The following is a 22,263-nucleotide window of genomic DNA, read 5'->3' as shown; positions in this document are numbered from 1 at the left end:
CCGCTCTTTCAAAAAGGAAGGGCGCGTCCCCCGCGCCGCGTGCAACTCGCCACCAAAACCCGCCTACATTTGTTTATTAGCCGCTGATTTCTTCTTCCAACCAATGAGAGCATTCTTGAAATACGTGCTGGCCACCATCACGGGCTTGGTCCTGTTTGGCGCCGTCAGCTTTTTACTGCTGCTGGCCTTCGTGGCCGGCGTTACCAGCACTGCCGATGAGGTGTCCATTGCCGACAACTCGGTGCTGGAACTCAAGCTCGACAAGCCCATTACGGAGCGCAAGCAGGAGGCCGAATTCACGCCCTTCGGCGCCGGCAACGCATCCATTGGCCTGCTCGACCTGAAAGAAGCCATTGGGCGAGCCAAAACCGACGACGACATCCGCGGCATCTTGCTCGACCTGGACGTGGTGTCGGGCGGGCTGGCCTCGCTCGAAGAAGTGCGCGACGCCCTCATCGACTTCAAGAAATCGGGCAAGTTCATTGTGGCCTACCACGAAACCGGCTCCGAGAAAGGCTACTACCTCTCGTCGGTGGCCGATGAAATTTACCTGCACCCGCAGGGGCTGCTGGAGTTCAACGGCCTCTCGTCGGAGGTGTTTTTCTACAAGCGCCTCTTCGACAAGCTCGGCGTTGAGCCGTTCATTTTCCGCGTGGGCTCGTTCAAAAGTGCCGTGGAGCCCTACTTCCGCGAGAATTTCTCCGACTCGGCCCGCTACCAAACGGTGTCGTTCCTGAATTCCATCAACAACCACTCCGTGGCGCAGATTGCGGCCTCGCGCAAGATTGCGCCGGCCCGCCTGAAAGCCATTCAGGACTCGATGCAGGTGCACAACGCCGAAGACGCCCAGCGCCTCGGCCTCGTCACCAAGCTCGGCTACTACGACGAAGTGCTGGACTACCTGCGCGGCAAGCTGAAGCTGGCCAAAGACAAGAAACCCAGCCTCGTGAGCCTGAGCACCTACAGCAAGGCCGACAAAGACGACGACAACACCAGCGGCAACCGCATTGCGGTGGTGTACGCCGAGGGCGACATCGTGGGCGGCAAGGGCGGCGAGGAAAACGTGGGCGGCACCAAGTTCGCCGAAACCATTCGCAAGGCCCGCCTCGACGACAAAGTGAAGGCCATTGTGCTGCGCATCAATTCGCCCGGCGGCTCGGCCCTGGCCTCCGACGTGATTTACCGCGAGGTGATGCTGGCCAAGAAAGAGAAGCCCGTAATTGCCTCCATGTCGGACGTAGCGGCCTCGGGCGGCTACTACATTGCCATGGGCTGCGACAAAATTGTGGCCCACCCGAACACCATTACCGGCTCCATTGGCGTGTTTGGCGTGCTGCCCAACCTCGGCCCGCTGCTCTCCGATAAGCTCGGCATCACCGTCGACCGCGTGACGACCGGCCGGTTCTCCGACATTCCCACCGTCACGCGCCGCCTCACGCCTTTTGAGCAGCAGAGCCTGCAGCGCGAGGTAGAGCGCACCTACGCCGACTTCACCAGCAAAGCCGCCGCCGGCCGCCACCTGCCGGTGGAGCGCCTGCGACGCCTCGCCTCGGGCCGGGTGTGGTCGGGCATCGAAGCCAAGGAGCGCGGCCTCGTGGACGTGCTCGGCGACTTCGACGACGCGCTGGCGCTGGCTGCCCAGCAAGCCAAGCTGAAAGCCGGCGACTACCGCTTGCAGCGGCTGCCGCGCCGCAAGTCGGCCTTCGAAAGCCTGTTCTCCTACTTCGACGGCAACTCCGAAGAAGCCGAAGCCCGCGCCCTCAAAAGCAAGCTTGGCCCGCTCTACCCCGTCTACGAGCAGTACCGCACCGTCACGCAGATGCAGGGCGTGCAGGCGCGGTTGCCGTACGAGCTAACGATTCAGTAAGCAAGTCAGAGCTGACACAAATCAGCTTTTGCCTTTGCTCGCGAAGTAAAACTTCCGGGTAGTTTTGCGCACCGCCGGCACGTGTCGGCGGTGCTTTTTTATGACCGTTCCCGCCGCCCAGCAACTCCAACAGCTCCGCGAAGCTGCCGCTTACATTCAGCACCACTCCCACGGCTTTCAGCCCGATACCGGCATTATCCTGGGCACCGGCTTGGGCGGGCTGGTGCACGAGGTGCAGGTGCAGCACAGCCTGAGCTACGCCGACATTCCACACTTTCCCCTCTCCACCGTCGAAAGCCACGCCGGGCGGCTGATTCTGGGCCAGCTGGGCGGCCGCCAAGTGGCGGTGCTGCAGGGCCGGTTTCACTACTACGAGGGCTACACGATGCAGCAGGTGGTGTTTCCGGTGCGGGTGCTCAAGCTGCTGGGCATTGGGCAGCTGCTGGTGAGCAACGCCGCCGGCGGCCTCCACCCCGACTTCGCCCTGAGCGACCTGATGCTCATCGAGGACCACATCAACCTGCAGCCCACCAACCCGCTCGTTGGCCCGAACCTGGACGAGCTCGGCCCGCGCTTCCCCGACATGTTTGCGCCTTACGACCCCACCCTGCTGGCCCGCGCCGAAGCCGCCGCCCAACAGCTCGGCTTTGCCGACCGCGTGCAGCGCGGCGTGTACGCCAGCCTGCCCGGCCCCATGCTGGAGTCGCCCGCCGAGTACCGCTACCTGCGCACCATCGGGGCCGATGCGGTGGGCATGAGCACAGTGCCCGAGGTTATTGCGGCCCGCCACATGGAGTTGCCGGTGCTGGCCGTGTCTGTCATTACCGATCTGGCCAGCCCCGGCAACCTCAAGCCGGTGAACATCCAGCACATTCTGGCAGCCGCCGCCGAAGCCGAGCCCCGCCTGACAGCCCTCATCAAGGCCGTGCTGACCGGCCGCTAACCGCTCCTTTTCCTAAAGCACCGCGGCTTCTCGCACCCGAACAGGTTGTTCGGGTGCGAGAAGCCGCGGTGCTTTTCCGGCGGGCAAAACCTGGTCTGCTGCGCTAAGGAAATGTCTTGTTCGCTTTTGTTGCCGGCGGTGCTCGGGGTCGGTTTTTCGGCTCAGCGCAGAATAATCTGCTTCCGCTGGTAGTTCAGAATGGTGAACACGCCCAGGCCGCCCTTCACCGTACTCTGCACCTGGGCCGGCTGCCCAAAAGGGTTGCCGTTGGCGTTCTGGGCGTCGTCGACAGAGCGCAGGAAGTTGTAGTAGGCCTGCTCGTTGTGGTAGAAGGTGACGAGCAGCGTGTCGTTGGGCGAAAACTCGTAACTGGTGCCCATCGGCACCTGCTGGCCGTTGAAAAGCCGGTCTTCAAAGTCGCGGTCGAGGGCGCGCAGGGAATCCAGCAGCAGGTTGCGGTGAATCTGAAAGCGGTAGAAATCGGCGGTGGCGGCCGGGTCCCGAAACTTCATCAGCACCAAGGCCCGGCGCTGCGCGGGAGGCGCGTCGTTGAACTTCCACTCGATGCTGTCGATGGGCACGGTGGTGGGCATGGTGGCCGTACCGGTTACGTGGCGGCCCTTGGTGTCGGTCACGTCGAGCTGCCAGGTGTCGCCGGGGCGAATGGAAAGAAAGCGCCGCCCGATGTGGGTGAAGTATTTTCTGGTGGTGGGGTTCTGGCCGGGCAGGAAGCGCAGCGTCTCCTTCTGCCCGTTGGGGCCGATGAGCACAGCCGTTACGTCGGTGGGCACAGCGGGCTCGGGCGCGCTCAGGTAGGGCACGGTTTCGCTCACCGTCAGCTGCGGAATCTGGCCCGGCTCGAGGTAACACTCCACCACCAGCTGCGCCGGGTAGGGCGGCAGGTCCACTTCCACATCCTGCTGCAGGTTGCAGCCCGCCACCAACGCGGCGCTGGCAGCCAGCCATACGGCGCGCAAACCGGTTCGAAAGCTCAGCATCAGAATTTGAAGTTGTAGGTGAGCGAGGGAATGACGGGAAACAGCGACACGAGGCGGGCGCGGTAGCGCTCCACCTGGCCGGTATCCTTGTTTTTTACCTCGTCGAAGTAGATGAAATAGGGGTTGCGGTGGTTGTAGGCGTTGTAAATGCTCAGCGTCAAATCCGACTCGTGGGCCCACTGGCGCGGGCGCAGCTTGTAAACCACGCCGAGGTCGAGGCGGTGGTAGCTGGGCAGGCGGTAGGAGTTGCGGTCGGGGTACACGGGCACGATTTCCAGGTCGGTGCCGGCCACGTCCTGAACCGCAATGCGGGCCGCGGGCAAGGTGGTGGGGTTGCCGGAGGTGTACACAAACGAGCCCGTCAAGCTCACGCGGTCCGACAGCTGGTGCATGGCCACCACCGTGAGGTTGTGGCGGCGGTCGTAGGTGGGGTAGAACGGGCGGCCCTGGTTGATGCCGGGCCCGCCGCGCTGCGGCTCAAACTCGCGGTTGGTCCAGGCCAGCGTGTAGCCGATCCAACCGGTGGTGCGGCCGTTTTTCTTTTCCAGGTACAGCTCGTTGCCGTAGGCTTGGCCGGTGCCGTAGAGGAATTCGGCGTCGAGGTCGGGGTTAATGAACAGCTGCGCGCCGTCGCGAAAATCAATCTGGCGCTGCGCCCACTTGTAGTACACCTCGTCGGTGAGCAGCAGCTTGCCGTCGAACAACAGCCAGCTGAAGCCCGTGGACACTTGCTGCGAGCGTTGCGGCTTGGCCGAGAGGCGCGACGGGTACCAGATGTCGGTCGGCAGCGAGGCGCCGGAGTTCGACACCAGGTGCACGTACTGGTACATGAGCGCGTAGCTGGCTTTCAGGGCCACGTTGGGCGTGAGGCTGTAGCGCGTGGCCAGGCGCGGCTCCAGCCCGCCGTAGTCGTTGGTGGCCGAGCGGAAACCCGACAGGCGCAGGCCGTAGTCCACGGCCAGCTTGTCGCTGACGGTGAAGTTGTCGGAGGCGTACAAACCGCCTTCCTGGCCGTTGTACTCGATGTTCTGGCCGATGTTGAGGGAGTTGTCCTGGGCTTTGGCTTGCAGGCTGCCCACGCCAAAATGGTGCAGCGTGGCCGAGCCGCCGAAGCGCACCACGTGCTTTTCCCGCGGGTGCCATTCCCAGTCGGAGCGCAGCGACCAGTCGCGGATGTTGCTGCCGAGGCCGAAGCTGAACTGGTCGAGCTTGTTGGTGATGTCGTAGACGTAGCGCGAGCCGGTGACGGAGGTGTTGGTGAAGAGCTTGGGCGAAAACTCGTGGCTCCAGCGCACGGTGCCGGTGCGGTTGCCCCAGTGAAAATCGAAGTTGAAGCCGCGGTCGGAGTTAAAGCCGAACACGTCGTTGCCGAAATAGCCGCTCAGAAACACCTGGTCGCGGCGGCCCAGCTTGTAGTTGGCCTTCAGGTTGAGGTCGTAGAAATAGTAGTCGGGAATGGGGTTGTAGTCCTCGGCGTTTTTGTTGAGGCGGTTGATCTGCCGCGTAAACACGTCAAAGTAGGTGCGCCGCCCGGCCACGATGAACGAGCCTTTGTCTTTCACAATCGGCCCTTCGACGGACAGGCGCGAAGAAATCAGCCCCAGCCCGCCGCTCACGCCCAGCTTCTGCCGGTCGCCCTCGCGCGTTTTCACATCCACCACCGACGACAACCGCCCCCCGTACTGCGCCGGGAAGCCCGATTTGTAGAGGTCGACGCTCTGCACCACATCGGAGTTGAAGGTGCTGAAGAGACCGAACAAGTGGTTGGGGTTGTACACCACCGCGTCGTCGAGCAGAATCAGGTTTTGGTCGGCCGAGCCGCCGCGCACGAACAGGCCGCTGGTGCCCTCGCCACCGTTTTGCACGCCCGGCTTGAGCTGCAGCGTTTTCAGAATATCAACCTCGCCAAACAACGCCGGCAGCAGCTTGGCCTCGCGCACCGAGAGGCGCTCCACGCCCATTTGGGTGGTGTTGAGCTTCTGCTCCAGCGTGCCCGAGCCTTCGATGACGACCTCGCCCAGCTCGTTGCCGGCGGCGGGCAGCACCACGTCGAGGCGCGGGTTGTTGCCCTGGCGCACGGTCACGTCCTGCGTCACGGTCTGGTAGCCGATGAACGAGACCTGCACGGTGTGGCGGCCGGCGGGCAGCTCCAGCTGAAACGAGCCGTCGGGCGCGGCGGCGGCCCCGATGCCCTGGCGCGGTACGGCTACGTTGGCACCGGGCAGGCCGGTGCCGTCGGTACCGCGCACGGTGCCGCGCAGCAGGTGCGTGGTTTGGGCCAGCAGCGTGAGCGGCGCCAGCAGTAAACCCGCCAACACCACGCGAAACGAGGAGAATTGCATCATGGAGGGTGGAATAACCGGCGCAAAGGTCGGCAGCACGTGAGGCACTAACGCCGGCTTGCGCCGAATAGTTTGAGGCGCGTTTTGGGGCAAAGGTTGCGTGGCGGCCGGCGAAAGTTCGGTGGCTGCAAAAGTGGCGCCCCGCTTCCCGCGCGCTGGTACAGCATCCGGCGAATGGGCTTACATAATTCGGCGCCGCTCAACCGGCCCAACGATAGTGGTACTACGACTTCGAGTCGTAGTACCACTTCTGCCCGCGCCGCCGTGGCTTCTTTTGCTTTGGCAGAATGACCGGAGTTGCGGTTCCGCCCCGTCGGCTATCTTCGCCCTTATGACCAAACAGCTCGACGGAAAAGTGGCCCTGATTACGGGCGCTTCGAAAGGAATTGGCCGGGCCATTGCCCAGCATTTTGCCCAACTGGGCGCTCAGGTGGCCTTCACCTACCTCTCCAGCGTGGAGAAAGGCCAGCAGCTCGAACAGGAGCTGGCCCAGCACGGCAGCAAAGTCAAGGGCTACCGCTCCGACGCCTCCGACTACCAGCAGGCCGAAAAGCTCGTCGACGACGTGGTGGCCGAGTTCGGCCGGCTCGACATCCTCGTCAACAACGCCGGCATTACCAAAGACGGCCTGCTCATGCGCATGAGCGAGGAGCAGTGGGACTCGGTGCTGAACGTGAACCTGAAGTCGGTATTCAACCTCACCAAAGCCGCCACCAAGCCCATGATGCGCGCCAAGCAGGGCAGCATCATCAACATGACGTCGGTGGTGGGCATCAAGGGCAACGCCGGCCAGGCCAACTACGCGGCCTCCAAGGCGGGCATCATCGGCTTCACCAAGTCGGTGGCCCTGGAGCTGGGCTCGCGCAACATCCGCTGCAACGCCATTGCGCCGGGCTTCATCGAGACGGAAATGACCGGCGAGCTGGACCAGAAAGTGGTGGACGAGTGGCGCAAGGCCATTCCGCTCAAGCGTGGCGGCACCCCCGACGACATTGCCAAAGCCACTGCCTTCCTCGCCTCCAACGACTCGGCCTATATCACCGGCCAGGTGCTGCAGGTAGATGGCGGCATGCTGACGTAGGACCTTGCTGTAGCTGATTGCTATCTAGTAGAACGTCATGCTGAGCTTGTCGAAGCATCTCTACCGAACGACCAAGCGGCGCGGTAGAGATGCTTCGACAAGCTCAGCATGACGTTCTTTTTACTCCACGTTTCATCCGCATGCGTCGCCCGCTTTCCATCGTCCTGGCCGTCCTGTTCATCGTGCTGGCCGTGTGGGCCTGCCCGCGCCGGAAGAAGCGGCCGGGCTACTTCAAGCGGGCCCAGCGGGCCGAGCTTACCACGCTGCTCGTCTCGCTGAAGCTTCGCGAAGGAGACCTGATTTTTCACACCTCGCAGTCGGCCCAGAGCCGGGCCATTCAGTTGGCTACCCACTCGCCCTACAGCCACTGCGGCCTGCTGTTCCGGCAGGGCGGCGAGTGGCAGGTGCTGGAGGCCGTGCAGCCGGTGGGCATCACGCCGCTGGAAGTGTGGATTGCGCGCGGCCAGGGCAAGTACTTTGTGGTGAAGCGCCTGCGCGACGCCGAAACCGTACTCACGCCCCGCACCCTGCGCCGCCTGCTGCGCGCCGGCCACCGGTACCGCGGCCGGCCCTACGACCCGTATTTCGGTTGGTCCGACAAGCGAATGTATTGCTCGGAGCTGCTGTGGAAGGTGTACTACGGAACCACCGGCCGCCGGCTCGGGCGGCTGCAAAAGCTGCGCGAACTGGACCTCTCCCACCCGGCCGTGCAGCGGAAAATGCGTGAGCGGTACGGCAACCGGCTGCCGCTGGACGAGCCGCTGATTTCGCCCGCCCAGATGTTCAACAGTCCGGAACTGGTGACGGTGATGACCCGCTAGCCAGGAATTTGGCATGCCGGTGCGGGAAAGACGTGTAGTAGCGGGTGCTGAAAATAGGAGCAGTTTTACCGACGCTTCGCAAACAGCTTATCTCGCAACGTTTCATACTCACTCCATTGCAGCTGCGAATCATGGAGCTTCAAGCTTAGGTTCCCATGCGCGCTTCTCACCCTGAAGTAATTGCCAGCATGAGAAGCGGGCATATGCATTAAACTGGTTGCCTGGAGGGCACTGACATAGCGCAGAACGGCCTCCTCTTCGTCACGGTCAAGCAAGTGACGACCAGCCAAGAAGAAGCGTCTGTCTGGGCTTCCGCAGCCAGCCGTATCAAGTTGCCACGTGACAAAGAGGGGGCCGAAATCCGGTTTTAAAGCGCCGTGCTCAGCTGCAGACTCTTCGGCGTGATAGATACTGATTAATTCCCGGTGTCCGCCCCACTCACCACACTCCGAAAAAGTAGCTGCAAGAAACAAGGTGTCACGTGGAGACAAACGGTCCAAATCACCTCCTACTGTTGTGCTGACGCTAGATTTAGGGTTGGAATCACAGCTTTTTGCGACCAGCAAAAAGCCTGCACATACTATGGCAAATAGGGCGAGAATCCTTTTGTGGATGGTTTACAACGGATAAAATCTTGGCGGCCAAGGTAACTCGCTTCCTGACTCCCTGCTTCACGCCCGCAACTTTCTACCTTCGCGACAACTCCACGCAAGCCCCGCCCCGCAAGCAACTGTTTCGCTTGCCACGGAGTTCTTGGTATCCCACCTGCTGATTGCTGTCTTTGATCTTCTCTGCCTCTTCTCCCTGGCTGATTCTGCTGTGCCTGCTCGTGGGCGCGGGCTATGCGGCCCTGCTCTACTCGAAAAAAGCCCCGTGGAGCAAGCCCGTTAACTACGGCCTCGCCTTTCTCCGCTTTGCTTTGGTGAGTTTGCTGTGCTGGCTGCTGCTGGGCCCGGTGCTGCGCTCCGAAACCACCACCACCGAAGCCCCGGTCGTGGTGCTGGCCGTCGACGATTCGCAGTCGGTGCCGCTGTTCTCACCCGACTCGGCCGCGCTGCGCCGCACCCTCGCCGGCCTCGACGCCATGACCGCCCGCCTGCGCGAAGCCGGCTACGACGTGGCCGTGCGCACCCTAGACACGGCCGCGCCCGCCCGCCTCGCCGCCACGCGCTTCCGCCAGCCCGCCACCAACCTCGACCGCCTGCTCACCGACCTGCAAACCGGCTACGAGGGCCGCAACCTCGCCGCCGTGGTGCTGGCCTCCGACGGCCTCGCTAACGAAGGCCGCCCGCCCGTGTTTGCTGAATTCACGCACCCCGTTTACGCCTTGGCCCTCGGCGACACCATCCCCCGCCGCGACCTGCGCGTGACGGACCTGCGCTACAACCGCGTGGCCTTTAGCGGCAACCGCTTTCCGGTGGAGGCTGAAATCGGCTACGACGGCTTCACAAGCGGTGCGGCCACGGTGCTGCTACGCGAAAACGGCCGCGTGCTGGCCCGCCAGCAGGTGAAGCTGCTGCCCAACCGCCGCCTGCAGCGCACCACGTTCACGCTCACGGCCGCCGCGCCCGGCAAGCACCGCTACGAGGTGCTGGTGGAGCAGCAGCCCGGCGAGTTTACCGTGCTCAACAACACCCGCAACGCCTACATCGACATCGTGAAGGGCCGCCTGCGGGTGCTGCTGGCCGGCGCCGCCCCGCACCCCGACCTCAAAGCCATGCGCGCCGCGCTGCTGGGCAACGACAACTTCGACGTGACCTTGGTGCTGCCCGGCCTGGCCCCGTTGCGCGCCGAGCAGGACTACGACGTAGCCATTCTGCACCAGCTGCCCAGCCGCACCGACGCCGGCCGCGACGTGCTTCAATACGTGCGCAGCCGCAAGCTGCCGACCCTCTACGTACTGGGCGCGCAGTCTGATTTCGGGGCCTACAACAACCTCGGCACCGGCCTGCACGTGAGTCCGCGCGGCAGCCAGACCGAAGACGTGACGCCCGCCGTCAACCCCAGCTTCTCGCGCTTCACGCTGGAGCCTGACGCCGTGGCCCGCCTGCGCGACTACCCGCCCACCGCCGTGCCCGCCGGCGACGCCCGCCTCGGCAGCGGCGCCGAAGTGATTCTGTACCAGCAAGCGGGCCGCACCCGCACCACCCGGCCGCTGCTGGCGGTAGCCGGGCCGACTGGGCAGCGGCAGGCCACGCTGCTGACGGACGGCAGCTGGCAGTGGCGCCTGCAGGAAGCCGCCACCCACGCCGACCGCGCCGACACCTACGACCGGCTCATCACGCGCCTGCTCCAGCTGCTCACCCAGGACAGCCGCCGCAAGCGCCTCGACGTGTACCCCACGCAGGACGCCTTCAGCACCCAGGACGACGTGACTTTCGGTGCCGAAACCTACAACGCGGTGTTTGAGCGCGTGTACGGCCAGCAAATCAGCCTCACGCTCACCGACGAGCAGAACCGGCCCCGCTCGTTCAACTTCACCAACCGCCAGGATGGCGGCGTGCTGCACCTGGGCCCGCTACCGGGCGGCCTCTACCGCTACACCGCCCGCGCCACCGTGGCTGGGCAGCCGCAGGAAGACCGCGGCGAGGTGCTGGTACAGGACCAGCAGCTGGAAGCCACCGCTTCCCACGCCGACCACAACACGCTCTACCAGCTCGCCCAGCGCAGCGGCGGGCAGCTCTACTACCCGCAACAGCTGCAGCAGTTGGAGCAACGCCTGTTGCAGGCCAAGTTCAAGCCGGTGCTGCACACCCAGGAAGAAGAGAAGAACCTGATTGACGAGTGGTGGCTGTTTGCGCTGATTATGGCGCTGGCGACGGCGGAATGGGCCATTCGGCGGTACTCGGGCAGTATCTAACAGAGGCAATGCTTAAAGCCTACTATTACCTTCTGTATAAATTCTACAGAACCCAGCAAGCACTGTCACGCGGGCCATTTGGTGAACGTCATGGGCTTCACCTGAATGCGGCATTGATGTTAGCGTTGCTTATTGTGTGGCCTATCTGCTCGGTATTGATTCGTCATTTTGGCGGATTTATTGCTGGTCTGATGCTCGGCAAACAAACGAAAGTCTTGGCACTTGTGCTGTTTTTCTTTGGGCCGCTACTTATGCTCACGGCGTGCAATTATTACTTGTTCCGACGCCCGATTTGGTACAAATACATAGTTGAATTCCGCGGCTATCCACGTAGGCAGAGAGATTGGGGAACCCTGAAAATACTGGGGTACATACTATTGTTTCTGGCTTCGTCCTGCATGGCCTTTCTCAAAAACTAATTTTCTTGACTTATCGCAATGGACTACCCCACCGCCCTCGAACAACTCCTGCGCCACGCTGGCCTTGCCAAAAGCAAGCCCACGGCTGCCGACTTCCAATACACGCTCTACCTCATCAGCGACAAAAAGAAGTTCGTGCCTATTCAGCCGCTGGCCGATGATATTCTGGCGTGCTTGGAGGCCGTGAACCAACACCTAAACGGCGCGCAGCCGGCCGGTACCGACGACGCCGACAAAGCCCAGATGCTGGACCGGCCGCTGGTGTACGCCGTGAACAGCTTGCTAACGACCGGCAAAAAATACGCGGCCTGGATGGCGGCCGAGTCGGGTTTTGAGGCCGCGCAGGTAGAAGAAATGCGGAGGGCGGTGCAATCCATCGAATTAGGGTGGAACTTTGTGCTGGCCGGCGACTCCAATTCCATCCGGAAGGAAGTTGCCACCTGGCTCGACTAACCCGAGCTGCCTTCACCGTTCCACGAACGGGCGCGGCCAACGCGCCCCTACCCCGCTGCCCATGCGCTACATCCTCGTCAACAAGCCCTTCGAAGTCCTGCCCCAGTTTACCGACGAGAAGGGCCGCGCCACGCTCAAGGAGTTCGTGCAGGTGCCCAACGTGTACCCCGTCGGCCGCCTCGATTTCGATTCCGAGGGCCTGATGCTGCTCACCGACGACAAGCAGCTGCAGTTCCGCATTGCCGAGCCGCGCTACAAGGTGCCCAAAACCTACTGGGTACAGGTGGAAGGCATTCCCACCGAAGCAGCCCTGGAGCAGCTGCGCCGCGGCGTGCAAATCAGCGACGGGTTTACGGCCCCGGCCGAGGTGCGCCAACTGCCCGAGCAGCCCGAGCAGCTCTGGGAGCGAAGCAAGCCCGTGCGGTTCCGCGCCGCCATTCCCACCAGCTGGATTGAGCTGACCATTGCCGAAGGCATGAACCGGCAGGTGCGCAAAATGACCGCTGCCGTGGGCTTCCCCACCCTGCGCCTCGTGCGCGCCCAACTTGCCGACCTCACCCTTGGCAAGCTCGCCCCCGGCCAGTGGCGCGACCTGACCGCCGCCGAAGTGCAGGAGCTGAAAGCCGCCGTGGCCGACTCGCCCGAAAACGAAGGCCCGGCCAACGCCCGCCGCAAGCCCACCGTCAAATACGACCCCAACTTTGAAGAAAAGATAGCCGCCGAAAAAGCCGCCCGCGCCCGCCGCGCCGCCGAAAAGGCCGCTACCGGCCGAGGCCCGAAACGCCAATCCAGCAGCATCGGCCGTTCCGGTGGCCGCTCGGCCGATGGCTCGCCTGGTGCGGCGCGGGGTGGCCGGCCTGGCAGCAGCGCTTCGCCGCGCGGCGCTGGCAAAACCGGCGGCCCGGCTGCGCCGCGCAGCGGCGGCCGTACGGGCGGCCCCGGCACCGGCCGGCCTTCGTCGGGGCGCCCGGCGCCGCCTTCGGGCGGTAAGCCACCGCGCCGGGGCAAATGAGTATAGGACAGCTGGTGTTTTGGCGGCCTCGGCTGCGGCGGATGCTGCTGGTCGGGCTTTTGCTGTTTCTGTTGGCCAATGTGGTGGCCTTCAACCACGCATGGCGCTTCACGCACTTCTCGGCCGAGCCGGGCTACTACACGCCCAACCCGGAACAGTTGTCGGTGGGCGAAAAGCTGTACGTGCTGGCTACGGGCATTAAGAATCCGAAGCCGGCTAACCGCGCGAGGCCTGCGTTTCCGTACCAAACCGTCAGTATCCAGAGCCCAAACGGCCGCCTCGAAAGCTGGTACGACACCGCGCCCCAAGCCCGCGGCACCGTGGCCCTGTTCCACGGCTACACCTCCGACAAATCCCACCTGCTGACCGAAGCCAGCTACTTCCGCCGCCTGGGCTACAACGTGCTGCTGACCGATTTTGCCGGCAACGGCGGCTCCGCCGGCTTCCGCACCACCGTTGGCTACCAGGAAGCCGACGACGTGGCCGCCGTGTTCAGGTGGCTGCTGCCCCGGCAGTCGAACACGCCCATAATCCTTTACGGCGTGAGCATGGGCGCCGTGGCCATTCTGCGGGCCGAAAGTGAGCTGCACGTGCGGCCCACCGCCAACATTATCGAATGCCCCTACGGCAGCATGCTGCAAACGGCCCAAAACCGGTTCCGCTCCATGCACGTGCCGCCGTTTCCGATGGCGAACCTGCTGGTGTTCTGGGGCGGCGTGCAAAACAACTTTTGGGCTTTCGGGCTCAACGGCAAAGATTACGCCCGCCACGTGAGCACGCCCACGCTGCTGCTGTGGGGCACTGCCGACCCGCGCGTAACCCGCCAAGAAACCGACGCCATTTTCGCCAACCTGCGCGGCCCGAAGCAGCGGCAGGATTTCCCCGGCAGCGGCCACGAACCGTATTGGAAGAAGCACCCGCGACTCTGGCAACAAACGGTGGCGGGGTTTTTGGCTAGGAGTGGTACTACGACTCCAAAGTCGTAGTACCACTATCGTTGCGGAGGTTGAACGGGACTATATTACCTGGCATTTACCCCGCGTTATTATGTCAGCCCTAAACCTTCAACCCGAGAAGCTATACCACCTCTACAACCGGGGCAACAACCGCGAAACGGTATTTCACACGCCGGAGAATTACCGCTACTTTCTCACCAAGCTCCGCCGCCACCTCACCCCACACCTGCGCATTTTGGCGTGGTGTCTCATGCCAAACCACTTTCATCTGCTGGTGCAAGTGCGCGAAGCCGCCGACCTGGCACGTTGTAGCACCGACCTCCGGCTTCTGCTAAGCTCATACACCCGCGCTATTCAAAAAGAGCAGGGCCGTACGGGTTCGTTGTTCCAGCAGCACACGAAAGCGAAGGAATTATCAACGGAGCAGTACGCCTTTATGTGCTTCTGCTATATTCACCAGAATCCGCTTCGAGCGGGCCTGATACGTGATATAAGCCAATGGGTGTGGTCGTCGTATCCGGATTACGCGGGGTTGCGTGGTGGTACATTATGCCACAAAGAGCTGGCAACGGCGTTGCTCGATTTGCCAACCGATGCGGAGCAAATAGCCTTGCTTATTAAGCAGACTATGCCAGCGGATGTAAAGGACTGGTTGTTCTAAGGGCTGTCGTGCAACGATAGTGGTACTACGACTTGGAGTCGTAGTACCACTCCGGCCTGCGTCGCCTGAATATCTGTCCGGCTCCATCTTCCGTACAACCGCTTCCGGCAGAAACACCGCTGCGGCTTCTGCCGGGCGGTGACATTCTGGCAGCAAAAAACGGCGTTTGGCGGGCTGGTACGCGTCTTGTAAACCACCCCGCAACAGCCGCAAGCTGCCACCTAAACAAGACACCTCACTCTACCTACGAACATACTCATGGGCAAAATCATTGGTATTGACCTCGGCACGACCAACTCGTGCGTGGCCGTGATGGAAGGCAACGAACCCGTTGTGATTCCCAACAGCGAAGGCCGCCGCACCACGCCGTCTATCGTCGCGTTTCTCGACAATGGCAAGGGCGAGCGGAAGGTGGGTGACCCGGCGAAACGTCAGGCCATTACCAACCCCACCAATACGATTCAGTCGATCAAGCGCTTTATGGGCCGCAACTTCTCGGAAGTAACCGAGGAGGCCAAGCACGTGGCCTACGCCCTGGGCAGCGGCTCGAACAACACCGTCGGCGTGAAAATCGGCGACCGGCAGTACACGCCGCAGGAAATTTCGGCCATGGTGCTCCAGAAAATGAAGCAGACGGCCGAAGACTACCTCGGCCAGCCCGTAACCGAAGCCGTTATTACCGTACCGGCGTACTTCAACGACGCCCAGCGCCAAGCTACTAAAGAAGCCGGCGCCATTGCGGGCCTCGATGTGAAGCGCATCATCAACGAGCCCACGGCCGCCGCACTGGCATATGGCCTCGACAAAGACCACTCGAACCACAAAGTAGCCGTGTATGACCTCGGCGGTGGTACGTTCGATATTTCCATTCTGGAGCTCGACAACGGCGTGTTTGAGGTGCTGAGCACCAACGGCGACACCCACCTTGGCGGCGACGACTTCGACCAGGTCATCATCAACTTCTTGGCCGAGACGTTCCAGCAGCAGGAAAACATGGACCTGCGCCAGGACCCCATGGCCCTGCAGCGCCTGAAAGAAGCCGCCGAAAAGGCCAAAATCGAGCTTTCGTCGTCAAACGAAACCGAGATTAACCTGCCCTACATCACGGCCACCAACACCGGCCCCAAGCACTTGGTGGTGAAGCTGAGCCGCGCCAAGTTCGAGCAGCTCGCCGATTCGCTGATCCGTCGCTCGATGGAGCCCTGCAAAAAGGCCCTGCAAGACGCCGGTTTGTCGGCTGCCGACATCAACGACGTTATCTTGGTAGGTGGCTCGACGCGTATTCCGCGCATCCAAGAAGAAGTAGAGAAGTTCTTCGGCAAGAAGCCTTCGAAGGGCGTGAACCCCGACGAAGTAGTGGCCGTGGGCGCTGCTATCCAGGGCGGCGTGCTCACCGGCGAGGTGAAGGACGTGCTGCTGCTCGACGTAACCCCGCTCAGCCTCGGCATCGAGACGATGGGCGGCGTGATGACCAAGCTCATTGAGTCGAACACCACCATTCCGACCAAGAAATCGGAAACCTTCTCGACGGCTTCCGACAACCAGCCTTCGGTAGAGATTCACGTGCTGCAGGGCGAGCGTCCGATGGCTTCGCAGAACCGCACCATCGGCAAGTTCCACCTCGACTCGATTCCGCCCGCGCCGCGCGGTGTGCCGCAAATCGAAGTGACCTTTGACATCGACGCCAACGGCATTCTGCACGTGACGGCCAAAGACAAAGGCACCGGTAAAGAGCAGAAAATTCGCATCGAGGCTTCCTCGGGCCTCTCCGAGCAGGACATCGAGCGGATGCGCCAGGAAGCCCAGGCCAACGCCGAAGCCGACAAGGCCGAAGTGGAGCGCATCAAGAAGGTGAACGACGCCGACTCGATGATTTTCCAGACCGAGAAGCAGCTGAAGGAGTACGGCGACAAGCTGAGCGCCGGCAACAAGTCGGCCATCGAAACCGCTCTTGCTGATCTGCGCAAAGCCCACGAGAGCAAAGACCTCGGCCAGATTGATACCGCTATGGCGGCCATCAACGCCGCTTGGCAGGCCGCTTCGCAGGAAATGTACGCCCAGGGCGGCGCCGAAGGCCAGCCGCAAGGCTACCCCGGCGGCGAAGGCTTCCAGGGCGGCCAGCCCGGCGGCAACGGCCAGGGCCAGCCGCAAGGTGCCGGCCACGACAACGTGACCGACGTGGACTACGAAGAAGTAGACGGCCAGAAGTAATTCGCGGCTAGTCGAACAGTAAAAAGGCCCGGAGCGTGAGCTTCGGGCCTTTTTTGCATCAGGGGTTATTCGCAGGAAGAATCAATCAAAGAAGTCGGCCGGCAACCACGGCGTCTCGCCCTGCGCGTTTACATCTTCCAGATACAGCTTCGGCGTTTTCACCGTGCGGCGCGTTATCCGTTGGCTTTTCTCGCTGTCCATTCTGCCTTTGCTGATTTGCTGCTGACCGGTGAGAAAGTTGGTGCTGGCGTGCGTGCTAAGCCCTCTGGCCCGGTCGGTGTTGCTGTACTCTTCGCCGATGAGCCGCCGCGGCCACTGGCCGTTTCGTAGCGGAAGCGCTGCGTTTGCACCGTCATAAAACGCGAGCCCGCCATGTGCTCCACCAGCAGGCTGCCGCGGTCGAAGCTAAGTTCGGGCGTACCGCCTTCAGGGCCGGCTAGGGCGCCAAAACAGCCCGTGCAATACAGTGCCTTCGGGCCGACACCGACGCGTTTCAACGAGCCGTCCGGTTGCGCCAAGAGCACCAGCAGCGCACGGTTGCGGTCGACTGAGTTATCGTTGATGGTGGCTTTTTCCACGAGCATCAGCACGCGGTCGGGGCGCGCATCAGCGTTCAGGTTGCCGCTGAGCTGTTGCTCCAGCTGCCAGCCCGCCGGCACAAAATCGGCGGGCTTTTTCGCGGTCAGCGGCACCCGTTTGGGGTCGAGCAGGGGGGGCGTGGCGGGCTGCGCGGTCAGCCCGCTGGCGGAAAAAAGCAACAGCAGAAACCAGAAGCAACGAAGCATAGCGGCGCAAGGTACACCCGTGCCCAAAAACCACCGGACGCAAAAAAGCCGGAACAGAGTCCCGGCTTTTCCAGCTTGTCTGTGAGCGGAAAGGAGCGTTTAGAGCAGGGTATTTAGGTTTAGGTCTTCCAGATAGCGCGGCGCGGTGGGCACGGTGGCCGTGCTGCGCGAGGTGAGCTGGCGGGTGCTGCCCTGGGCTTTGGGGTCGGCGTAAATGCGTTCGGTTTGCTGCTGGCCAGTCAGGAAATCGGTGTGGCGCACGGTGGTATCCAGCACCTGGCGGCTGCTGCGGATGTGGTCTTCGCCCACGAGGCGCACGCGGTCGGCAGTGGACTCGTAGCGGAAGCGCAGCGTGCGGTCGGTGGTTTGGGCATTGCCGGCAATGTGGCGCAGGCTCACCTGCCCTTTGCTGATGGCGAGTTCGGGCACGCCGTCGGTGCCGGCGGCGGTTTCGTCGCAGCCCACGCAGGGCAACACGGCCCCGGCGGCCCCTACCCGCCGAAACTGCCCCGTGGGCTCGGCCAGCAGCACCACCACGGCCCGCTCCCGCTTGGCATCGGGCGCCGCCGAAGGGCGTTCTACAAGCAGCAGCACTTGGTCGGGGCGTTTGTCGGCGTTCAGGTCGCCGGCGGCCTGGCGCTCCAGCATCCAGCCGGCCGGCACAAACGCCATGGGCCGGGCCGCCTTGGCTGGCAGCAGTTCGGGCTTGAACACGCGGTCGGTAACGGGGTCCGCGCAGAGCAGCGGTGCGACAAGCAATGCGGAAAGAAAAATCATATTCTATTGACGGAGGCAACAACTCATTACCAGCTGCAAACCGCCTGCAGAGGCCGATAAGTTCAGCAATTGGTTTCCCAAATCTGGAAACCCAGTCGCTTTTCCATCCTATTTTGAGAAAGTCGTTTTGGCTGCCTTTTCGTTCGCTCGCAGCCCGCTCACCCCAAGATGTGGTAGCAGGTTTCACTTTCCGGGTCTAAGTTGCCGCCGCAAACCGGCCCGTGGAACTGCCCGTGCGGCGGAAACCGGCGGCTCGTTTGCACACGCATGGAATTTATCATCATTGGCGGCGGTATCGGCGGGTTAGCTACGGCCCGGGCGCTGTTGCAGCAAGGGCATAGCGCCCACGTGTATGAGGCCGCTGCCGAGCTGCGCGAAATTGGGGCGGGCGTAGTGCTGGGCGCCAACGCCATGCGCAGCCTCGACCACCTGGGAGTGCACGCGCCCGTGCGGGCCGCGGGGCACCCCGTTACCCACATCAGCCTGCTAGACCAGCACGGCCGCGTGCTCAACGATGTCGACACGGCACCGTTTACCCGGCGTCTCGGCTACGATAACCTCGCCATTCACCGCGCCGATCTGCAGCGCGTACTGCTCCAGCAGCTGCCGCCCTGCACCTTGCAGCTAGGCAAACGATTCGAGCGGTTCGAGGAGCACAACGGCCGCGTCACGGCCCATTTCACCGACGGCAGCACCGGCACCGCCGACGCGCTGATCGGGGCCGATGGCATTCGGTCGGGTGTGCGGCGGCAGCTGCTGCCCGAGGCGCAGCCGCGCTTTGCGGGGTACACATGCTGGCGCGGCGTCGTCGATGCCCGGGCACTGGGGTTGCCGGCTGGCCGCTCCACCGAAAGCTGGGGTTCGGCCGGGCGCTTCGGCTGCGTGCCGCTGGCCAACGGACAGGTGTATTGGTTTGCTTGCGTGAACAGCGCCGTGCCCAACAACCCCGTGTTTCGGGGCTGGCGCCTGGCCGACGTGCAACGCCGGTTTGCCGACTTCCACGCCCCCATTCCCGCGCTCCTATCCCTCACCCACGAGGACCAGCTGCTGTGGGGCGACATCATCGACCTGAAGCCGTTGCGCCGGTTTGCCTTTGGCCGGGTGCTGCTGCTCGGCGACGCCGCCCATGCTACCACGCCCAACATGGGCCAGGGAGCAGGGCAAGCCGTAGAAGATGCCGCCATGCTGGCCCGCTGCCTGGCGGAAAACGCCGACCCCGTGGCGGCATTTCAGGCGTTTGACCAGCGCCGCCGGCCGCGCACCACGCGCATCGTCAACCAGTCGTGGCAACTGGGCAAAGCGGCCCAACTCGAAAACCGCCTGCTTATACAGCTGCGCGACGCGGTGATGCGCCGCGTGCCGGCCCGCGTGAACGAGCGGCAGATGGCGTTTTTATACGAAGGCGAGTAGCGCCGGAAACACGGCTTTACGTAGTCAACACCTTCTTGGGCTCGGGGTCGGTGGCCTCCTCCTGCTCTTCTTCGTTTTCCTCCTCAAAGCCCTCTTTTATTTTCTCCAGGGCTTCTTTGTGGTCTTCGAAGTCGGCCTCCTCGCTGTTTTCTTCCTGCACTTCCTTGTCGTGGGGCTCGTAGCTGAGCTTGATGTAGATGGGAAAGTGGTCGGAGCCGACGTAGGGCAGCCGCTCCATGTCGTCGACCTTGAAGTGGGCCGAAACGAAGACGTGGTCCAGAGGCCAGCGCAACAGGGAGTAATCGGCGTGGAAGGTGGGCAGCAGGCCGCGGCCCACGCGCGGGTCCATCAGGCCGCTGATGCGCCGAAACAGCTCGGAGGTGTGCGACCAGGCCACGTCGTTCATGTCGCCAAACACAATGGTCGGCTCTTCGTTGCGGTCGATTTCCTTGCCCACCAATAGCAGCTCAGCGTCGCGCTTGGTGCTGGTTTTGGATTCGGCCGGTGCCGGTGGTTTGGGGTGCAGGCCGTAGAGCCGCACCCAGGTGCGGCCGTCGGGTAGCTGAACGCGGGTGTGCAGGCTGGGCACGTCGTCGTCGAGCAAATACTTGATGACGAAGTTTTCCAGCGGCAGGCGCGAAAAAAACAGCAGGCCGTAGGTGTTGTCGAGCGGCTCGTGGCACACGTAAGGATGCGTGGTTTCCAGCGGCTTGAGCTGCTGGTACCACCAGTCGTCGGTTTCCACGGCCATGATGATGTCGGGGTCGGCTTGCTGGAGCACCTGCAGCGCCCGGGCGCCTTGGCGGTTGAACTGCAGCACGTTCATCATGGCTAGGCTCAGGTGGCGCCGCCCGTCTTTCAGGGTTGAGTCGCCCACCTGCTTGCGCACGAGGCGCGTGTAGGGCAGAATGCGCGCTATCTGGTAGACAATCACGGCCGCCTGCGTGAGCAGCAGCAGCCGCCAGGCCCAGTTCTGGTCCCAGAAGCGCAGGCCCAGCGCCCCCGACAGCGACACGACGGCCACGCCCACAATTTGCAGGCGGGGGAAGTCGAACACGCGGATCCACCACGCGGTTTGGCGCAGCAGCGGCAGCAGCGTGGCCACTACCACCGCCACGCCCAGTAGCCACGTCAGCCCCACGAGCAGGTTCGTAAGTAAAGAAGAGAGTTGCAGCAGCACGGAAAGGGCGGAGAGAGGGGAAATCAATGGCTTGTACTACTCCTTGCCGAGTTGGTTGCAATCAGCGGCTGAAACGGCTGAATGCCAACCTCCCAATTGTACCCTCCCCATAATTCCCGGGCGGCTATATGTCGTCGAGGCCGCCCTTGCGCAGCTCGTCGACGGTGCGCATCACCTTGTCGCGCAGGGCCCCGCGGTATTTCTCCAGGGCATCGGCAAGCCGGGCGTTGCCGAGGGCCAGCATCTGCACGGCCAGCACGGCCGCGTTGGCGGCGCCATCCACGGCTACCGTGGCTACGGGCACACCGGTAGGCATTTGCAGCATCGACAAGATGGAATCGAGCCCGCCGATGCTGGTGGGCACGTTGATGGGCACCCCGATGACGGGAATGGTGGTGAAGGCCGCGGCCATGCCCGGCAGGTGGGCGGCCCCGCCTCCACCGGCAATGAGCACGCGCAGGCCGCGCTTGCGGGCCGATTCGGCGTACTCCACCAAGCGGTGCGGCGTGCGGTGCGGCGACACCAGGGTGAGTTCGTAGGGCACCTGAAACTGGCGCAGCATCTCGGCCGCGGCGTTCATCACACGCAGGTCCGATTGGCCGCCCATAATGATGCCCACAATGGGCGTGGCGGCGGGGTCCGGGGTGGCGGAGTCGGGAGGAGTGGTCGTCATAGGGAAGGTGGAGCGGCCGCGCAATAGGGCGGCTGCCTCGGCCTGACTACATACGAGGCCGCGGCCAAACATAGCCAATTTCGGCGCACTCCGTATGCGCCCAAATCCTACCTTTGGCCGCTCCCCACTTGCCCGCGCATGGAAATTCTGCTCGCCACGTTCACCACACTCTTCTCCGTTGTCAACCCCTTCGGGGCCATGCCGGTGTTTCTCACGCTCACGGAGCACGACACGGCCAGCGGCCGGGCCGCCACCGCGCTGCGGGCGTGCATCTACATGGTGGGCGTGCTGGCGGTGTCGTTTTTCGCGGGGCAGTACATTCTCAACTTCTTCGGCATCAACATCCACCACCTGCGCATTGCGGGCGGCATTCTGCTCATGCGCTCGGCCTTCGATTTGCTCACGCCGGGCGGCAACCGCGCCAAAGTATCGGACGCCACGCTGGAGGAAAGCATGCACAAAGACGACATCAGCTTCACGCCGCTGGCCATGCCCATGCTCTCGGGCCCCGGCTCCATGGCCGTGTGCATCGGCCTGTTCACCGAGCGGCCCTCGTACCTGAGCATGGGCATGACGTTTTTGGGCTTCGTGCTGGTGGCGCTGGCCGCCTACCTGATTCTGATGTCGTCGCTGCGGTTGACGCGGTTTCTGGGCCGGCCGGGCATGGCGGCGCTGGCGCGCATCATGGGCTTCATCACGCTTGCCATTGGGGTGAATTTCTTGGCCACGGCCATCAAGGCGCTGTTTCCGGGACTGACGCAGTAGCACGGACCGCGCCTGCTGCACCGCAAAGCCAGCAATTGTACCTTTGCCG

General features: G+C 63.1%; 19 protein-coding genes. 13 read left to right on the top strand and 6 right to left on the bottom strand.

The annotated features are described in order from the left end of the window. Window positions 1-103: 103 nt before the first annotated feature. Both sppA and F0P96_RS13480 read left to right on the top strand, forming a co-directional pair. Window positions 104-1,867, top strand: a complete 1,764-nt coding sequence (sppA, locus tag F0P96_RS13485; protein WP_151079417.1) for a signal peptide peptidase SppA — start codon at window positions 104-106, stop codon at window positions 1,865-1,867. Window positions 1,868-1,967: 100 nt separating this feature from the next. After that, window positions 1,968-2,810, top strand: coding sequence for a purine-nucleoside phosphorylase (locus F0P96_RS13480; protein WP_151079416.1), 843 nt, complete (start codon window positions 1,968-1,970; stop codon window positions 2,808-2,810). Between the two features lie 161 nt (window positions 2,811-2,971). Here F0P96_RS13480 and F0P96_RS13475 read toward each other — a convergent pair whose 3' ends face one another. Both F0P96_RS13475 and F0P96_RS13470 read right to left on the bottom strand, forming a co-directional pair. After that, complete coding sequence (locus tag F0P96_RS13475) at window positions 2,972-3,808, bottom strand: DUF4249 domain-containing protein (RefSeq protein ID WP_151079415.1); 837 nt, start codon at window positions 3,806-3,808, stop codon at window positions 2,972-2,974. After that, on the bottom strand, window positions 3,808-6,153 hold the full coding sequence (locus F0P96_RS13470; protein ID WP_235917467.1) for a TonB-dependent receptor: 2,346 nt from the start codon (window positions 6,151-6,153) through the stop codon (window positions 3,808-3,810). Before F0P96_RS13470 ends, F0P96_RS13475 begins: the two co-directional genes overlap by 1 nt. Before the next feature lie 328 nt (window positions 6,154-6,481). Here F0P96_RS13470 and fabG point away from each other — a divergent pair, with 328 nt between their 5' ends. The 9 genes from fabG (at window position 6,482) to dnaK (ending at window position 16,624) form a co-directional block, all read left to right on the top strand. Beyond that, complete coding sequence (gene fabG, locus F0P96_RS13465) at window positions 6,482-7,231, top strand: 3-oxoacyl-[acyl-carrier-protein] reductase (protein ID WP_151079414.1); 750 nt, start codon at window positions 6,482-6,484, stop codon at window positions 7,229-7,231. Window positions 7,232-7,371: 140 nt separating this feature from the next. Beyond that, the gene (locus F0P96_RS13460) at window positions 7,372-8,052 is read left to right on the top strand and encodes a YiiX family permuted papain-like enzyme (protein WP_151079413.1); all 681 of its coding nucleotides are present in this window, start codon (window positions 7,372-7,374) and stop codon (window positions 8,050-8,052) included. 781 nt (window positions 8,053-8,833) lie between these two features. Further along, entirely contained in the window at window positions 8,834-10,912 is a 2,079-nt protein-coding gene (locus F0P96_RS13455) for a VWA domain-containing protein (RefSeq protein WP_235917466.1), read from the top strand. Between the two features lie 8 nt (window positions 10,913-10,920). Next, window positions 10,921-11,331, top strand: coding sequence for a hypothetical protein (locus tag F0P96_RS13450; RefSeq protein WP_151079412.1), 411 nt, complete (start codon window positions 10,921-10,923; stop codon window positions 11,329-11,331). 18 nt (window positions 11,332-11,349) lie between these two features. After that, complete coding sequence (locus F0P96_RS13445) at window positions 11,350-11,784, top strand: hypothetical protein (RefSeq protein ID WP_151079411.1); 435 nt, start codon at window positions 11,350-11,352, stop codon at window positions 11,782-11,784. 61 nt (window positions 11,785-11,845) lie between these two features. Then, window positions 11,846-12,796, top strand: a complete 951-nt coding sequence (locus F0P96_RS13440; RefSeq protein WP_151079410.1) for a pseudouridine synthase — start codon at window positions 11,846-11,848, stop codon at window positions 12,794-12,796. 59 nt (window positions 12,797-12,855) lie between these two features. Beyond that, window positions 12,856-13,782, top strand: coding sequence for an alpha/beta hydrolase (locus F0P96_RS13435; RefSeq protein WP_160620079.1), 927 nt, complete (start codon window positions 12,856-12,858; stop codon window positions 13,780-13,782). A 61-nt stretch (window positions 13,783-13,843) separates the two neighbouring features. Continuing rightward, window positions 13,844-14,413, top strand: coding sequence for a transposase (locus F0P96_RS13430; RefSeq protein WP_151079408.1), 570 nt, complete (start codon window positions 13,844-13,846; stop codon window positions 14,411-14,413). Window positions 14,414-14,671: 258 nt separating this feature from the next. Continuing rightward, the gene (gene dnaK / locus F0P96_RS13425; RefSeq protein WP_151079407.1) at window positions 14,672-16,624 is read left to right on the top strand and encodes a molecular chaperone DnaK; all 1,953 of its coding nucleotides are present in this window, start codon (window positions 14,672-14,674) and stop codon (window positions 16,622-16,624) included. A gap of 173 nt (window positions 16,625-16,797) precedes the next feature. Here the strand turns inward: dnaK and F0P96_RS13420 are convergent, their stop codons facing one another. After that, on the bottom strand, window positions 16,798-17,382 hold the full coding sequence (locus tag F0P96_RS13420) for a hypothetical protein (RefSeq protein ID WP_151079406.1): 585 nt from the start codon (window positions 17,380-17,382) through the stop codon (window positions 16,798-16,800). A 126-nt stretch (window positions 17,383-17,508) separates the two neighbouring features. Then, window positions 17,509-18,186 carry a hypothetical protein gene (locus F0P96_RS13415; RefSeq protein ID WP_151079405.1) on the bottom strand — a complete coding sequence of 226 codons (678 nt, stop codon included), beginning with the start codon at window positions 18,184-18,186 and terminating at the stop codon, window positions 17,509-17,511. A 267-nt stretch (window positions 18,187-18,453) separates the two neighbouring features. Between F0P96_RS13415 and F0P96_RS13410 the strand changes: the two genes are divergently transcribed. Then, entirely contained in the window at window positions 18,454-19,596 is a 1,143-nt protein-coding gene (locus F0P96_RS13410) for an FAD-dependent monooxygenase (RefSeq protein ID WP_151079404.1), read from the top strand. 16 nt (window positions 19,597-19,612) lie between these two features. On the opposite strand, the gene F0P96_RS13405 is transcribed toward F0P96_RS13410, so the two are convergent. Further along, on the bottom strand, window positions 19,613-20,776 hold the full coding sequence (locus F0P96_RS13405) for an endonuclease/exonuclease/phosphatase family protein (protein WP_201743902.1): 1,164 nt from the start codon (window positions 20,774-20,776) through the stop codon (window positions 19,613-19,615). A gap of 124 nt (window positions 20,777-20,900) precedes the next feature. Further along, entirely contained in the window at window positions 20,901-21,449 is a 549-nt protein-coding gene (purE, locus tag F0P96_RS13400) for a 5-(carboxyamino)imidazole ribonucleotide mutase (RefSeq protein ID WP_151079403.1), read from the bottom strand. A gap of 138 nt (window positions 21,450-21,587) precedes the next feature. Here purE and F0P96_RS13395 point away from each other — a divergent pair, with 138 nt between their 5' ends. Beyond that, on the top strand, window positions 21,588-22,214 hold the full coding sequence (locus tag F0P96_RS13395) for a MarC family protein (RefSeq protein WP_151079402.1): 627 nt from the start codon (window positions 21,588-21,590) through the stop codon (window positions 22,212-22,214). Window positions 22,215-22,263: the final 49 nt, after the last annotated feature.

The sequence above is a fragment of the Hymenobacter busanensis genome, from assembly GCF_008727865.1.
GTDB classification, from domain to species: Bacteria; Bacteroidota; Bacteroidia; order Cytophagales; family Hymenobacteraceae; genus Solirubrum; species Solirubrum busanense.
Note: the sequence above shows the minus strand (reverse complement) of the source record. Positions and strands in the feature narration are given on the sequence as shown.

Coding starts and splice junctions, on each gene's coding strand:
- sppA (WP_151079417.1), top strand. CDS start 104: ATGAGAGCATTCTTGAAATACGTGCTGGCCACCATCACGGGCTTGGTC.
- F0P96_RS13480 (WP_151079416.1), top strand. CDS start 1,968: ATGACCGTTCCCGCCGCCCAGCAACTCCAACAGCTCCGCGAAGCTGCC.
- F0P96_RS13475 (WP_151079415.1), bottom strand. CDS start 3,808: ATGCTGAGCTTTCGAACCGGTTTGCGCGCCGTATGGCTGGCTGCCAGC.
- F0P96_RS13470 (WP_235917467.1), bottom strand. CDS start 6,153: ATGATGCAATTCTCCTCGTTTCGCGTGGTGTTGGCGGGTTTACTGCTG.
- fabG (WP_151079414.1), top strand. CDS start 6,482: ATGACCAAACAGCTCGACGGAAAAGTGGCCCTGATTACGGGCGCTTCG.
- F0P96_RS13460 (WP_151079413.1), top strand. CDS start 7,372: ATGCGTCGCCCGCTTTCCATCGTCCTGGCCGTCCTGTTCATCGTGCTG.
- F0P96_RS13450 (WP_151079412.1), top strand. CDS start 10,921: ATGCTTAAAGCCTACTATTACCTTCTGTATAAATTCTACAGAACCCAG.
- F0P96_RS13445 (WP_151079411.1), top strand. CDS start 11,350: ATGGACTACCCCACCGCCCTCGAACAACTCCTGCGCCACGCTGGCCTT.
- F0P96_RS13440 (WP_151079410.1), top strand. CDS start 11,846: ATGCGCTACATCCTCGTCAACAAGCCCTTCGAAGTCCTGCCCCAGTTT.
- F0P96_RS13430 (WP_151079408.1), top strand. CDS start 13,844: ATGTCAGCCCTAAACCTTCAACCCGAGAAGCTATACCACCTCTACAAC.
- dnaK (WP_151079407.1), top strand. CDS start 14,672: ATGGGCAAAATCATTGGTATTGACCTCGGCACGACCAACTCGTGCGTG.
- F0P96_RS13415 (WP_151079405.1), bottom strand. CDS start 18,186: ATGATTTTTCTTTCCGCATTGCTTGTCGCACCGCTGCTCTGCGCGGAC.
- F0P96_RS13410 (WP_151079404.1), top strand. CDS start 18,454: ATGGAATTTATCATCATTGGCGGCGGTATCGGCGGGTTAGCTACGGCC.
- purE (WP_151079403.1), bottom strand. CDS start 21,449: ATGACGACCACTCCTCCCGACTCCGCCACCCCGGACCCCGCCGCCACG.
- F0P96_RS13395 (WP_151079402.1), top strand. CDS start 21,588: ATGGAAATTCTGCTCGCCACGTTCACCACACTCTTCTCCGTTGTCAAC.